General features: G+C 68.6%; 15 protein-coding genes. 9 read left to right on the top strand and 6 right to left on the bottom strand.

All coding sequences use genetic code 11. From position 1 onward, the window contains the following. Positions 1 to 61: 61 nt before the first annotated feature. Positions 62 to 1,564: a CoA-acylating methylmalonate-semialdehyde dehydrogenase gene (locus AC07NB_RS08955; protein WP_494570389.1), complete on the bottom strand. Its 1,503-nt coding sequence runs from the start codon at positions 1,562 to 1,564 to the stop codon at positions 62 to 64. A gap of 190 nt (positions 1,565 to 1,754) precedes the next feature. On the opposite strand from AC07NB_RS08955, the gene AC07NB_RS08950 reads away from it, so the two are divergent. Continuing rightward, positions 1,755 to 2,351, top strand: coding sequence for a hypothetical protein (locus tag AC07NB_RS08950; protein ID WP_494570390.1), 597 nt, complete (start codon positions 1,755 to 1,757; stop codon positions 2,349 to 2,351). Next, positions 2,348 to 3,379: a WD40 repeat domain-containing protein gene (locus AC07NB_RS08945; protein ID WP_494570391.1), complete on the top strand. Its 1,032-nt coding sequence runs from the start codon at positions 2,348 to 2,350 to the stop codon at positions 3,377 to 3,379. Before AC07NB_RS08950 ends, AC07NB_RS08945 begins: the two co-directional genes overlap by 4 nt. Positions 3,380 to 3,392: 13 nt before the next feature. Here the strand turns inward: AC07NB_RS08945 and AC07NB_RS08940 are convergent, their stop codons facing one another. Further along, entirely contained in the window at positions 3,393 to 4,283 is an 891-nt protein-coding gene (locus AC07NB_RS08940) for an alpha/beta fold hydrolase (protein WP_494570392.1), read from the bottom strand. A gap of 58 nt (positions 4,284 to 4,341) precedes the next feature. After that, positions 4,342 to 4,827, bottom strand: coding sequence for a Fur family transcriptional regulator (locus tag AC07NB_RS08935; protein ID WP_291836325.1), 486 nt, complete (start codon positions 4,825 to 4,827; stop codon positions 4,342 to 4,344). 106 nt (positions 4,828 to 4,933) lie between these two features. Here AC07NB_RS08935 and AC07NB_RS08930 point away from each other — a divergent pair, with 106 nt between their 5' ends. Together AC07NB_RS08930 and AC07NB_RS08925 are read left to right on the top strand one after the other, a co-directional pair. Next, positions 4,934 to 6,967 (top strand): TonB-dependent receptor, encoded by a 2,034-nt coding sequence (locus AC07NB_RS08930; protein WP_494570393.1) that lies wholly within the window; start codon positions 4,934 to 4,936, stop codon positions 6,965 to 6,967. Positions 6,968 to 7,056: 89 nt separating this feature from the next. Beyond that, entirely contained in the window at positions 7,057 to 7,848 is a 792-nt protein-coding gene (locus AC07NB_RS08925; RefSeq protein WP_291836332.1) for a SapC family protein, read from the top strand. A 56-nt stretch (positions 7,849 to 7,904) separates the two neighbouring features. On the opposite strand, the gene AC07NB_RS08920 is transcribed toward AC07NB_RS08925, so the two are convergent. Together AC07NB_RS08920 and AC07NB_RS08915 are read right to left on the bottom strand one after the other, a co-directional pair. Continuing rightward, entirely contained in the window at positions 7,905 to 8,312 is a 408-nt protein-coding gene (locus tag AC07NB_RS08920) for a hotdog family protein (protein ID WP_291836335.1), read from the bottom strand. A 13-nt stretch (positions 8,313 to 8,325) separates the two neighbouring features. Beyond that, positions 8,326 to 9,348 carry an NADP-dependent oxidoreductase gene (locus AC07NB_RS08915; protein WP_494570394.1) on the bottom strand — a complete coding sequence of 341 codons (1,023 nt, stop codon included), beginning with the start codon at positions 9,346 to 9,348 and terminating at the stop codon, positions 8,326 to 8,328. A 317-nt stretch (positions 9,349 to 9,665) separates the two neighbouring features. On the opposite strand from AC07NB_RS08915, the gene AC07NB_RS08910 reads away from it, so the two are divergent. Then, positions 9,666 to 9,944 carry a hypothetical protein gene (locus tag AC07NB_RS08910; RefSeq protein ID WP_291836341.1) on the top strand — a complete coding sequence of 93 codons (279 nt, stop codon included), beginning with the start codon at positions 9,666 to 9,668 and terminating at the stop codon, positions 9,942 to 9,944. Positions 9,945 to 10,014: 70 nt separating this feature from the next. Here the strand turns inward: AC07NB_RS08910 and phyR are convergent, their stop codons facing one another. Next, entirely contained in the window at positions 10,015 to 10,809 is a 795-nt protein-coding gene (gene phyR / locus AC07NB_RS08905) for an anti-anti sigma factor/receiver protein PhyR (protein ID WP_291836344.1), read from the bottom strand. Between the two features lie 195 nt (positions 10,810 to 11,004). On the opposite strand from phyR, the gene nepR reads away from it, so the two are divergent. From nepR to AC07NB_RS08885, 4 genes are read left to right on the top strand one after another with little or no spacing between them, the layout of a single operon-like run. Continuing rightward, on the top strand, positions 11,005 to 11,193 hold the full coding sequence (gene nepR, locus AC07NB_RS08900) for an anti-sigma T factor NepR (protein WP_291836347.1): 189 nt from the start codon (positions 11,005 to 11,007) through the stop codon (positions 11,191 to 11,193). Further along, positions 11,190 to 11,795: a sigma-70 family RNA polymerase sigma factor gene (locus AC07NB_RS08895; RefSeq protein ID WP_492311797.1), complete on the top strand. Its 606-nt coding sequence runs from the start codon at positions 11,190 to 11,192 to the stop codon at positions 11,793 to 11,795. Before nepR ends, AC07NB_RS08895 begins: the two co-directional genes overlap by 4 nt. Positions 11,796 to 11,799: 4 nt before the next feature. Beyond that, positions 11,800 to 13,566, top strand: a complete 1,767-nt coding sequence (gene phyK / locus AC07NB_RS08890; protein WP_291840993.1) for a sensor histidine kinase PhyK — start codon at positions 11,800 to 11,802, stop codon at positions 13,564 to 13,566. Between the two features lie 38 nt (positions 13,567 to 13,604). Then, the gene (locus tag AC07NB_RS08885) at positions 13,605 to 13,742 is read left to right on the top strand and encodes an entericidin EcnA/B family protein (protein ID WP_376859470.1); all 138 of its coding nucleotides are present in this window, start codon (positions 13,605 to 13,607) and stop codon (positions 13,740 to 13,742) included. The last annotated feature ends 169 nt before the right edge of the window (positions 13,743 to 13,911 follow it).

The raw sequence follows: 13,911 nt of genomic DNA, 5'->3' as shown, positions 1-13,911 counted from the left end.
AACATCGAAATGCGCTGCCGCGAACGCCGGAAAGGCGAAACCTTGCCGACGTTCGTCAATCTCAGCCCATCGTCGGGATGACGAAGGAGCTGTCGGCGTGCTCCAGCTCGCTATCGGGCCAGCGGGCGGTGATGGTCTTGACCTTGGTCCAGAACTTCACGCCTTCCATGCCGTGCTGGTTGGTGTCGCCGAAGGCCGAGCGCTTCCAGCCGCCGAAGGTGTGATAGGCGACCGGCACCGGGATCGGCACGTTGATGCCGACCATGCCGACGTTGACGCGGGCGGCGAAGTCGCGGGCCGCGCGGCCGTTCTGGGTGAAGATGGCGACGCCGTTGCCGTACTGGTGCTTGGACGGCAGCGACAGGGCCTCCTCGAAGCTGGCGGCGCGCATGATCTGCAGCACCGGGCCGAAGATCTCTTCCTTGTAGGATTCCATGTCCGCCGTGACGTGGTCGAACAGCGACGGGCCGACGAAATAGCCGTTCTCGTGACCCTGCAGGGTGAAGCCGCGGCCATCGACGACCAGTTCGGCGCCGTCCTTGACGCCCTGGTCGATCCAGCCTTCGACGCGCGCCTTGTGCTGGGCCGTGACGACCGGGCCATAGTGGGCGCCCGCGTCGGTCGAGACGCCGACCCGCAGGGTGTCGATCTCGGCGACCATGCGCTCGCGCAGTTCATCGGCGGTCTTCTGACCGACCGGCACCACGACCGGCAGGGCCATGCAGCGCTCGCCCGCCGAACCGAAGGCCGCGCCGGACAGGTCCTTGATGACCTGATCCATGTCGGCGTCGGGCAGGACGATGCCGTGGTTCTTGGCGCCGCCCATGGCCTGGACGCGTTTCCCGTGCTGGGCGCCCATCTGGTAGACGTAATGGGCGATGTCGGACGAGCCGACGAAGCTGACGGCGTGGACCTGCGGGTGGGTCAGGATGGCGTCGACGGCGGCCTTGTCGCCATGGATCACGTTCAGGACGCCGGCGGGGGCGCCCGCCTCCATCATCAGCTCGGCCAGACGCACCGGCAGGGACGGATCACGCTCCGACGGCTTCAGCACGAAGGTGTTGCCGACCGCGATGGCGACGCCGAACATCCACATCGGGATCATGCCGGGGAAGTTGAACGGGGTGATGCCCGAGACGACGCCCAGCGGCTGGCGCATCGAATAGACGTCAATGCCGGGACCGGCGCCCCAGGTGTACTCGCCCTTCAGCACGTGCGGGATGCCGCAGGCGAACTCAATCACTTCCAGGCCGCGCTGGATGTCGCCCTTGGAGTCGGCGATCACCTTGCCGTGCTCCGACGACAGCAGCTCGGCCAGCTCGTTCATGTTCGCCTCGACCAGGCGCTTGAACTCGAACATCACACGGGCGCGGCGCTGCGGATTGGTCGAGGACCAGCCGTCAAAGGCGGCCTGGGCGGCCTGCACGGCGCGATCGACCTCGCCGGTCGTGGCCAGCTGGACACGGGCCTGGACCTCGCCGGTGTTCGGATTGAACACGTCGCCGAAGCGACCCGAGGCTCCGACGAACGACGCGCCGCCGATGAAGTGATTGATGTCACGCATGATGTGGGCGTTCCCTGAACCGGAGGCTTGTTCTTATGGGCGGCGGTTTAGCCGCTGCCGCGAGGGAAAACCAGCCGCGCACACCTGTACGGGCGTTGCGAAACCGTAACTGTCCGACGAGGACAGGCTGTGATCCAAAAAGGCCCGTCCCGCGCAAGATGTCGCCCGGGAGCCGCCGATGGAGCTCGCTATGGACGATGGATCCCTGGAACAACGCCTGATGAAGCTTGAGCGGCGCAATCGCCTGCTGACGGCGGGACTGGTCGCAACGGCGGCGCTCGGCCTGATCGCCGCGGCGTCCGCCGGCGCCGATCTCGACCGTTCGCCTCAGGTGTTCGACAAGATCGTCGCCCGCGAGATCGTCGTGATCGATCCCAACGGCCGCGAGCGGGTGGTGATCGCCGCGCCCCTGCCCGAACCGCGTCTGGCCGGATCGCTCAGCAAGCGCGGCGAGGCTCTGTCCGGCATCCTACTGTTCGACGGCGAGGGCAATGAGCGGGGCGGCTATGTCACCGGCGACGATCCGTCGAGCGGGATATCCCTGACCCTGGATGAGATCGGCCGGATGGCCGTGTCGCTCTGGGCCGGCGAGCGCGGATCCTCCGGCCTTCGGTTCGGCAATCAGGACGGCAACTCCGTCGATCTGCAGGTCAATCCGGCCGGAACCTTCCTGACACTCCGGGAGAAGGGGCAGATCACCGCCGTGCTGCCGGCGTCCGCGACTCCGCCAGCGGCCGCTTCCCCGCCGCCTCCAGCGCCGGCGGCGCCCGCAGGGACGCCACAATGACCTTCCGCTCTCTGAAACCCGCGGCCCTCGTGGGCCTCGCCCTTCTGGCCGCCGGCGTCAGCCCTCTAAGGGCGCAGGACGCCGGCGAGACGATTCGGGCCGCCGGTGAATCCATCAGCCTGAGTCAGCCTCGTGCGGTGACATCCCTGGATATCGATCCACGCGGCGAGACGCTGGCGGCGAGCGGGCTCGACGGCGCGGTGCGTCTCTGGTCGCTGGCGACGGGCGCCGCCGGGCCGGTGTTCCAGATTCACGAAGGGGACGCGGCCGCCGTGCGCTTCACCACCGACGATCGCCACCTGCTCACCACAGGCGCAGACGGTCAGGTCGCCCTGCTGGACGCCGCCGCCGGAACCCGCGTCCGGACGTGGCGCTTTCCGACCTGGTGCCTAGGGCTGGCCGTCATCGACGGGGACACGGCGGCCGTGGGCTGCGCCGATCTGAAAATCCGGATCCTGAACCTCGGCGAGGACCGGGTCGTGCGCGAAATCCAGGCTCCCGGAGATCTGCAGTACCAGTACGTCATCTCGCTTTCAGCCTCACCGGATGGGCGACTGCTGGCCTCGAACAACCCGCTCACCCTGTATGACGTGGAGACCGGGGAACAGCGGGGAAGCGTGCCCAGCTTCGCGCAGCGCGTGACGTTCTCGCCCGATGGTCGGAGCCTTCTGGGCGGCAGCATGAAGGCCGGAGCGTCAGTGGTTTCCGTCGACCCCCTCCAGGCCCGCGCGCGCCTGGTCACGGATGTGGAGCAGCAGGCGCAGACCCCGTCCGGGCGTCAGACCGTCCGGCAGGGAATGCCGATCTACGGCGTCGTCTGGTCGCCTGACGGCCGGTTCTTCGCGACGGGGGGCCTGGACCGGCTCGTGCGTATCTGGCGCATGCAGGACGGCGCCGAACCTGTCGAGGTCACGCGGCTGGAAGGTCATGAGAGCGCGATTTCCGCCCTGGCTTGGCGTGGCGACCATCTGGTCAGCGGCGACCTGGGCGGTCATATCCGGATCTGGCGCCTGACGAGCGGGTCCTGAGACCGCCCCCCTCTCAGACCGCCGCGTCGAACAAGGCGTCGCGGGCGACGTCGGCCTTGAGCATGGGGAAGAAATGGGTGCCGCCGTGCACCGTCTCGACCGTGACCTTGGGCAGGCCCGGCGGGCTGCGGGTGGGGAAGCAGGTCGAGCCGGCCTCGGCGCGCAGAATGCGGACCGGACGGTCGACCCGTCCCAGCGCCCGCCACGGATCATGCGACTGGGCCGCATAGTTGGAGGCTTCCCATTCCGGCGCGCAGGCCAGGACAAAGCCCTCGGGCGTCTCGATCAGACCATCGGCCAGATAGTCGGCGATCATCATCTCGGGCCAGCCGCGGAAGGCCCCCCGGCCCGAATAGGCGGCAAGCGCCTGCTCTCGGCTGTCGAATACGGCGCGGCGCTTGAGGGCGTTCTTCACCAGCGGGATCCGCGAGGCCAGGCGGTCGAACAGGGGCAGCTGGAACAGGGCCACGGTGACGCGGCCCCAGATCACGGGATCCATCAGCACCAGCTCTGACACCCGCTCGGGGCGTTCGGCGGCGGCGAGCAGGGCCGCGGTGCCCCCCATGGAGTGCCCGGCCAGCACCACTGGCGGGCCGTCCAGCGCATCCAGCAGGGCGACGAGGTCATCCCGGTGATCGCTCCAGCCGCGCCGCCCCTGCCGTTCCGTCGGCAGGGTGGTGCGCCCGTGACCGCGCAGGTCCGGGGCCCAGATGCGCAGCGTCCCGGACAGGGGCGCCAGCAGGGTGCGATAGGTCATGGCATTGAAGCCGTTGGCGTGAACGAAGACCAGGTCCACGGGTCTCTTCGGATCGCCGAAATCGAGGACCGACATTTCGCCCGCGCCCCACCGGTTGTCGACCGGCAGGCTCAGGCGACGGGGCGGGGAGAGCCGGATCGCGTCCATGCCGCAGAGATAGAGACCCGGGAGCCCGTTTTCCAGAGAAACCGACTTGAAACGGACGTCAACCGGCGACGCGGCAGGCCGGGCACCGGCCGTGGGCCTCGATCGTGGTGCGCTCGATGACGTAGCCGGCGGCGCCCGCGGCCCGGTCCAGCCCCTCGGCGACCGTGGCGGAGACCTCCTCGGTCGCGCCGCAGCAGTCGCAGATCAGGAAGGCGGCCGCATGGTCCGCCGAGCCCGAGGAACAGGCGACATAGGCGCTGATCGAGGCGATGCGGTGGGCCAGGCCCATGCGCTCGAGGAACTCGAGCGCGCGATAGACGGTGGGCGGCTTGGCCGGCTGACCGTCCTCGCCGAAGCGCGCGATCAGGTCGTAGGCCTTCACCGGCTCGCCCGCCGCAAGCAGCAGTTCCAGCACCCGCAGGCGGGCCGCGGTCATGCGCTCGCCCTCGCCCGTCAGACGCGCGTCCGCGGCGGCCAGGGCCAGGGCCACGGTCGAGGCGGACGGCGGACCGTCATGATGATGGTGATGGCAGGTGTCGCCCATGACTGAGAGCTAATCCTTCCCCCGCCCCGCCGCAACCGCATCCCGCTTGACTTCGTGTGATGTTATCTCATAACACTCACAGAATCCTCCCCTCCGAGTCCTCTCCATGACCCTCGCCGCCGTCTCCCGCGCCGCCCTCCTGACCGCCCTCGGCTGGAGTGCGCTGGCGGGCGCCGCCTCCGCCCAGAGCGGGCCTTCGGCGCCCCGGCAACCGGTGGCGGAGCTGGACGAAGTGGTCGTGACCGGGGCGCCCTTCGGCATCAGCCAGCGGGCCACCACCATCGCCACCACCGTCCTGACCGAGGAGCAGCTGGCCCAGGCGCCGGCCGCTTCGCTGGGTGATCTGGTCAACGGCCTGCCGGGCGTGCGCTCGACCGACTTCGCGCCCGGCGCCAGCCGCCCGGTGATCCGCGGCCTGTCGGGGCCGCGCGTGCAGGTGCTGACCAATGGCATCGGCCTGATCGACGCGAGTTCGGTCTCGCCCGACCACCAGGTGGCCACCGATCCGGCCGAAGCCAATCGCATCGAGATCGTGCGCGGCCCGGCGACCCTGGCCTACGGCGGCACCGCCATCGGCGGGGTGGTCAATGTGCTGGACGGCCGTATCCCGGACGCCCTGCCCGACGGCGTGGACGGCATGGTCTCGACCCAGGCCTCCAGCGTCGATGACGGCTGGTCGGCTTCGGGCCGCGCCACCTTCGCGCTCGGCCCCGTCGCCGTGAATGTGGAGGGCGTGAAGAAGGACGCCTCTGACTACGACATCCCCTCGCCCGCCATCTCGCAGCGTCTGGCCGACGCCGAGGGCGTCGCGCGCGGCGACGGCGGCACGCAGCCGAACAGCTTCTCGCAGCTGGAAAGCTGGGGCCTGGGCGCCTCCTACATCGGGTCGCGCGGCTATATCGGCGCGTCATACAAGGACCTGTCCTCGACCTACGGCACCGTGGCCGAGCCGGACGTCTTCATTGAGCTGAAGCAGACCCGCGAGGACGTGCGCGGCGAGCTGCGCTTCGACGGCGGCCCGTTCCAGGCGGTGCGCGGCTCAGCCGGCCACGCTGAGTACACCCACACCGAGTTCGAGGGTCCGGGCGAACCCGGCACCATTTTCAACTCCGACGGCCAGGAAGGCCGTATCGACCTGGTCCAGCGCACCCGCGACGGCTGGAACGGCGCGATCGGGGTGCAGGCCCTGTCGCGCACCTTCGAGGCCATCGGCGATGAAGCCTTCGTCCCGTCCAGCAAGATCGAGGAGACCGGGATCTACACGGTCCAGCGCCTGGACCGCGACGGCTGGGGCCTGGAGGGCGGTCTGCGCTACGACCGGCGCAGCCTCGCCGCCAACCCGCTGAACGGCGACCCGCGCGTCGACCGCAGCTTCGACAACTGGTCCGGTTCGGCGGCGGTCTTCGTCCGCCCGACGCATGACCTCTTCCTGGGCCTCAGCCTGGCGCACAACGAGCGCGCGCCTTCCGAGGTCGAGCTGTTCGCCGACGGCCTGCACATCGCCACGGCCGTCTACGAGACCGGCGACCCGACGCTGGACAACGAGAAGGTCTCCACCATCGAGGGAACCGTCCACTATGACGCCGGCAAGTTCCGCGGCGACCTGCACGTCTATGCGTCCAAATACGACGGCTTCATCGACGAGCGCGACACCGGGGCCACCTTCATCGACGACGGCGAGGAATTCCCGATCTTCCAGTTCGTCCAGACCGGCGCGAAATTCCGCGGCTTCGAGGCCGAGGCCGAGTACGAGTTGTGGAGCTCGGGCGACCGGGCGCTGTCGCTGCAAGGCGCCGCCGACTATGTGCACGCCGAGACCGACGTCGGCCCCGCCGCGCGCATCCCGCCATACAGCGTGACTGGCCGTCTGGCCTGGACCTCGACCCCGTTCGACGCGACCTTCGAGGTCCGCCACGTGGGCGAGCAGGACCGGCTGGCCGAGTATGAGCTGGGCACGGACGGCTACACCCTGGTCAATCTGTCGGGCGTCTGGCGGCCGTTCAGCGACCGCAAGGTCTCGATCTTCGCCGAGGGCCGCAACCTGACGGACGAGGAGGCCCGCGAGCACGTCAGCTTCCTGAAGGACATCGCGCCCCTGCCCGGCCGAAACCTCCGCGTGGGGGTGAGCTACAGCTTCTAGACGAACCTGGAAGGCGAGCCGGTTTGCCGGTCTCCCATCTCTGGGCTAGAAGGCCCGCCTTCCTCTTTTTTCCAGAGCTGACCGCGTCCATGACCGACACCACCGCCCAGACCGCCGGCCTGTCCGGAAACGTCCTCTTCTACAGCCAGCCCGAACCCCTGTCGGTCGAGGCCCACGGCACGCTGGGCGTCGATCCGGTCGATCGGCCCTACGCCTTCACCGCCGTCACCAATCTGGTGCCGCTGACTGTGACCGAGTTCGCTCCGGCCGCCCTGTCCTATCCGGTCATCTTCGTCGGCGAGGCCAAGCAACCGGTCGCCGTGATGGGCCTGCGCCCGGCCGAGAACCTGTATGTCAGCGAAGAGGGCGACTTCCGCCCCGAGGCCTACATCCCGGCCTATGTGCGCCGCTATCCGTTCGTCTTCGCCAACGACGACACCCAGAAGCGCCTGATCCTGTGCGTAGACCGCGCCGCCCCCTTCCTCAAGGAAGCCGGCCAGACCCCGCTCTTCGTCGATGGCCAGCCGTCGCCGTACACGCAGCAGGCCATGGAGTTCTGCAACAATTTCGAACAGGAGCGTCAGCGCACCGAGGCCTTCGTCGCCCTGCTGACCGAGCTTGACCTGTTCGAGACCAAGGAAGCCGTCTTCACCCCGCGCAATCCGGACGGCACCGCCGCCGAGCCGCAGAAGCTGGCCGAGTATTTCGCCATTTCGGAAGACAAGCTGAAGGGCCTGTCGCACGAGAAGCTGGCCGAACTGCGCGACAACGGCGCCCTGGGCCAGATCTACGCCCACCTGGTGTCGCTGCTGGGCTGGGATCGCCTGATCGCCATGGCCTTCCAGCGCGCCGCGCAACAGCCGGCCGCCGCCAACGCCTGAGCGTCCATCCGGACTTCAGAATGAGAAGGCCCCGCCGTCGACGGCGGGGCCTTTTCTTATCGACGCGCCAGAAGCGAGCGGGTCAGGCAGGAGAAGATCAGCCGTCCCGCCTCGTCCAGCATGTCGTGCTGGGCGATGACGATGCCCTTCTCGTCCCCTACCGGATCCTTGCCCATGACGGTCATGCGGCCGCGCATCAGCTCGCCGGCGGGCGGGTTGCGCATGTAGCGCAGGCCGTCGACCGCCAGCACCTTGGACTGAGCCCAGCCCGCCGCCTTGTCGGCGAACAGTCGGCTCCATAGGGCATAGACCATGGCGTCGGGCGCGCCATAGGCTGGATCCCAGCCTGGGAGGAAGCGTTCGATGAACACCTCCATCGCCGCCTGATCGACCATACAGGCCCCCAGCGGCACCACCTCGCCGACGCCCAGATCTTCGAAATGGACGTGCAGGGGTTCGGTCATCCGGGGCGCTCCGTCAGGCGGCCGGTTCTTCCGACACCCGAACCAGCAGCTTGCCGTCGTGATCGCCGGTGAACAAGCGGTTCAGCGAGTCGAGCGCGCCTTCCAGCCCGTCATCGACATGAACCTTCCACTTCACCCGGCCGTCAGCCAGCATCGGACCGACCTCGGCCACCATCTCCTTGCCGCGATGGCCGTAGTCGAGGACCAGGAAGCCGCGCACGTCGAGCCGGTGGGTGATCAATCGGCTGAAGTTCGGCGACGGCGGCATGCGGGTGGCGTTGTAGGACGAGATCAGGCCGCAGACGGCCATGCGGCCATGGATCTTCAGACGGTTGAAGACGGCGTTCATGATGTCGCCGCCGACGTTCTCGAAATTCATCTCGAAGCCGTCGGGAGCCAGGCGGTCCAGGGCGTCGCCCACGTCTTCGTTCTTGTAATCGATGGCGGCGTCGAACCCGAGATCCTCGGTCAGCCAGCGGCATTTCTCGGCCCCGCCGGCGATGCCGATGACCCGCGCGCCGCGCGCCTTGGCGATCTGGCCCGCGATCGAGCCGACGGCGCCGGCGGCGGCGGAGATGACGATGGTCTCGCCCGCCTGCGCCTTCAGCACGTCGGTGACGCCCGCCCAGGCGGTCAGGCCGGTCATGCCCAGCACCGACATGTTGGCGGTCAGCGGCAGGCCCGGCGCACGATGGGCCCGCGACGCCGCGGCGTCGGGAATGACCGCATAGTCGGCCCACCCGCCTGCGGCGGTGGTGACCACGTCGCCCACCTTGAAGCGCTCCGACCGGCTTTCCTCGACCACGCCCAGCGTCAGTCCGCGCATCACGCCGCCCAGCGGCACGGCGGGCAGATAGCCCTCGGCCTCGTTCATCCAGGTGCGGTTGGTCGGGTCCAGCGACAGATAGACGGTGCGGACCAGGATCTCGGAATCCTTCAGGTCGGGCAGGGTCCCCTCGACCAGCTCCAGATCGCCGGGCTGGATCAGGCCCTTGGGCCGCTGACGCAGCACCCACTGACGGTTGGTTCGAGCCATGGGATGTCCCTCCGGGTTTTCTTTCTGGACCCACATAGTGGCGACAGCCGCGCGACTGTCCAGACGGCGCAAAGAAAAAGGCGGACCGCAGAGGGTCCGCCCGAAGTGGCATCATCGAGAATGAGGCGCGGAGGCGACAGACTGGCTGTGGCCAGTCCTAAGTCGGGGGGGCGTCGCCGCCTCCGCAGACTGATAACGGGGTCTCCTGAATGGGGTTCCGGAGCGCTTCGGATTTATTTCGCCTTTCGAGCGAGACCGGAACAGCGGCGCCGACCGCCGCGTTGAACAGCCGACCCATTGACCATCGGGAGGCCGTCATGACCCATGAATCCCCACACGACAAATCCGCCGACGCCGTCCACGAGGGCCGTCCCGTAGAGGCCCAGTATGTCCGGGGCGGCCGGGGCGGCGTGCGCATTCTGACCCTGCTGATCGTTTCCGCCGGCGCGGCTGCGATCCTGCTGCTGGGCATGTGGTTCGTCAGCAACGGCGGCTTCGAACGCACCAACGCCAACAACGGCGAGCAACCCGTCGACTCCCAGGCCTTCAACCGGGAGGCCGCCGCGCCCCCGACCGCTTCCGCTCCGGCTCAATAGCGGAAGCCCCAACGACAAAGGCCCCGGTCGCGGGACCGGGGCCTTTCTTCATTCGTCATAAGCGAAACGGTCAGGCCGCTTCCCGTTGGCGCGAAGGATGGAAGAACAGCGCCTGGCTGATCGCCGCTTTCACCGTCTCCGGCTGGAAGGGCTTGGTGATCAGGAAGGTCGGCTCCGGCCGCTCGCCGGTCAGCAGACGCTCGGGGAAGGCGGTGATGAAGATCACCGGCACATCGATCCGCTTGAGGATGTCCTTGACCGCGTCGATGCCCGACGAGCCGTCAGCCAGCTGGATGTCGGCCAGCACGAGACCCGGACGATGACGCGACACCGCATCGACCGCTTCGTCGTGGGTGGTGGCGGTTCCGGTGACACGATGGCCCAGCTCCTTCACCAGGCTTTCGATGTCGGCCGAGATGATGGCCTCGTCCTCGATGATCAGGACATCGGTGGCCAATTCGGCGTCGATGTCCGACTGGGCTTCCGAGATCAGGCGCTCGACGTCCTGGGCGTCGGCGTCAAGGATCTGGGCGGCTTCCGAAGGGGTGAAGCCTTCAAGGGCGGTCAGCAGGAAGGCCTGGCGCGACCGGGGCGCGATGCGCATCAGGCGGCCCGTGGGATCGTCGCGGCCTTCGATGCCGCTCTTGTCCTCCAACTGGGCGCCGGTCGAGGTCCAGATGGCGTGGAACACATGATAGAGAGCGACGCGAGGCGTCATCTCGGTCGGCAGTTGGCGCTCGCCGGCGGCGAGGGCCTCCAGCGCAACGCGGACGTAGTTGTCCCCGGTGGTCTGATCGCCGGTCAACGCGCGAGCGTAACGGCGAACATAAGGAAGATGCGGCGCAAGGCGGGCCAGCAGGCTCATACTCGAAGTCCCCGACATAGGTTTGCAGGCCCCCGGAAACGGGACCGCAGCAACCGATGGAAACGTATCAAATCAGTCACGGTTCCCGAACGCGAAAGAAAGCTTGAGCATATTTCGGTTCCATCCCCGGAACCCGAAACCGGGGGTGGCGTTTCCCGCTTCTACAATAGCGTCTGGGTGGCGATCTTTTTTACAATGACAGACAAATCCAACCCTCCGGGGAAACCGGCCAAGGACGGAGCCGGCCTCGAGGAGGCTCGCCTGCGCCAGCAGGCTATCGGCGTGAAGCTGAGGCATATGTTCGATGAGGTCGTGAACGAGCCCGTCCCGGACGAATTCCTCGACATTCTGAGGCGCGCCGACGAGCGCGGGAGCGGCGCATGAGCGGCACGAACCCGCCGCCCAAGCCGCCTTCGGCTGACGACAACGCCTTCAAGAAAGAGCTGGTCGCGCTGATCCCGCATCTGCGTGCGTTCGCCCGCACCCTGACCGGTGATCCGACGGCGGCCGACGACCTGGCGCAGGACGCTATGATGAAGGCTTGGGACGCCCGCGCCAGCTATCAGATGGGCACCAATATGAAGGCCTGGACCTTCATGATCCTGCGTAACCAGTTCTATTCCGAGAAACGCCGATCCTGGCGCCAGTCGCAGCTGGACCAGGAAGCCGCCGAGCGGACCCTGGTGGCCGTGGACGATCCGGAATCCCCGGTCGCGCTGGACGAACTGCGTCTGGCCCTGGCCACCCTGCCCGAGGAACAGCGCGAGGCGCTGATTCTGGTCGGCGCCGGGGGCTTCGCCTACGAGGAGGCCGCCGAAATCTGCCAGTGCGCTGTCGGCACGGTCAAAAGCCGCGTCTCCCGCGCCCGCAAGGCGCTGCAGGCCACGCTCGAGAAGGGCGGCTACGCCCGCGACGGCCGCGCCGCCGGCGACGCCATGCGTTCCATCCTGGCCGCCGCCGACCGCTTGAGCAGCGTCCGGAACTGATCCGGTGCGGATCGGGCGCGCACTGGGCAGGGGGCTGGCTCAGCCGAAATTCCAGGGCATCCGCTTCCGATTGGGCGTCGCCCTGGCCCTTGCCCTGCTGCCCATCCTCCTGCTGGGCGCCTTCCAGGCCCAACAGCAGTTCCGTCTTCAGGACACGGAGCGGCGGCAGGACCTGCAACTGGCCGCCGAACGCACGGCCGCCAGCGCCAAGGCGCGGCTGGACAGCACCAGCGTCCTGCTCCAGGCGCTGCGGCCCGAGGCGCTGGAGCTGTTCTGCGAACCCCGGCTGACGGCGCTGGTCGACCGGCTGGACGACCTTGACGGCCTCGCCCGGCTGAGCCCCACCGGCTACACCGCCTGCGCTTCGCAAGCGCTCGGCGCCTCGCCGCCGCCCTGGCTGATCGACGCCCGCCGCAGCGCCTGGTTCCAGCGCCTGCGGGCCGGCGAGAACACGGTGCTGGCCCGCGCGCCCGCCGCGCCGGGACGACCGCCGGGACTGATCGTCGCCCTGCGGCTTGAACGGCCCCTGGGCGCATTCGACGGCGCCATGATCGCGGTCATCCCCCTCGCCTCCCTGCAGCCGGACGTCGCCGACGCCGCCCTGCCCGAGGGATCCCAGGCCGCCCTCACCGATGCGCAAGGCCGCATCCTGACGGCCACGGACGTCGACGCCTTCACCCTGACCGGCGACCAGAGCCTGCTCGGCTGGGTCGATCGCGCCCGCACCCAGGGCTCGTCCATCTTCGAGGGCGATTCCGACGGTCGGCGCCGGGTCTTCGCCGGCGCGGCCCTGGCGGGACGCGACGTCTACGCCCTGCTGTCGGCACCGTCGCCGGGCCTGCTGTCATGGGCGCGCCTGAACCCGGTCGGCCTGCTTCTGATGCCCCTGGCCGCCTGGCTGGCCGCCTTCGTCTCGGTGATGCTGTTCAGCGAGCGTATCGTGGTGCGCTGGCTCGACTATCTGGAACGGATCGCCGCCATCTACGCCCGCGGCCGCTTCTCGGTGCGTCCCGTCCAGGCGGTCAATGCGCCGTCAGAGATCCGCGTGTTGGCCAAGACCCTGGACGAACTGGCCGAGACCATCACCACCCGTGACGCCGCCCTCCTGGCCTCGGTCGAGGAAAAGGACGCGCTGATGCGCGAGATCCACCACCGGGTGAAGAACAACCTGCAGATCATCTCGTCCCTGCTGTCGATGCAGCAGCGGGCCCTGAAAGACGAACCAGCCAAGGCGGCCGTGGGCGACACCCGCCAGCGGATCGCGGCTCTGGCCCTGATCTACCGCACACTCTACCAGAGCGACGACCTGCGCTATGCGGACGCCCGCATCTTCCTGACCGAACTGGTCGGCCAGCTGATCGCCAGCGAGAGCGGGCGCGGCCATCTGGTCACCTCGTCGGTGGAGGCGGATTCGCTGGTCGTCGATCCCGACAAGCTGGCTCCACTGGCCCTTTGGCTGGTCGAGGCGGTGACCAACGCCCAGAAACACGCCTTCGCCGGCAGAGGCGGCGACCTGAAGGTCCGTTTCCGAGTGCAGGGCGACCAGAGCGTCCTGGAGGTGCAGGACAACGGACCGGGCGTCAGCGAGACGGAACGCGCCGGCGTGGGGCGCACCCTGATGGGCGCCTTCGCCAAGCAGCTGCGCGGAGAGGTCGAGATGCTACCGGCCGAGGGAGGCGGCACGATCGCCCGCATGACCTTCGCCACGCCCGAGGCTGTGGTCCCTGTCGATCCCGCCGATCTGGGAACCCCCAAAGCCCCGCGACGTTGATACGGCAGACGCCTCCCCGGCCTCATGGAGTTGAACCGATGCGCAAGATTTTCATCCTGGTCGCCGCCGCCGCCGCCCTGACCACCGCCGCCTGCAACACGGTGTCCGGCGTGGGCCGTGACGCCTCCGCCGCCGGCAACGCCGTCACGGGCGCCGCGGAAGAAGCCAAGAACTAAACCCGTTTCGAGTTCCCGGATGCGGTTCCCCCGACCCGCGATCCGGTTGAAAGAGGCCCGCCGGTCCCCCCACCGGCGGGCCTTCGTCTGTCTGGCCCGCCGCTTCCCGCTTGCGCCCGGCGTGGCGCGCTCTAGCATCGCGCCGAAGCGTCCATAGACGACGCTCACG

The sequence above is a fragment of the Brevundimonas sp. GW821-FHT09G01 genome (genome assembly GCF_059416065.1).
This window is presented reverse-complemented; position numbering and strand designations above follow the sequence as displayed.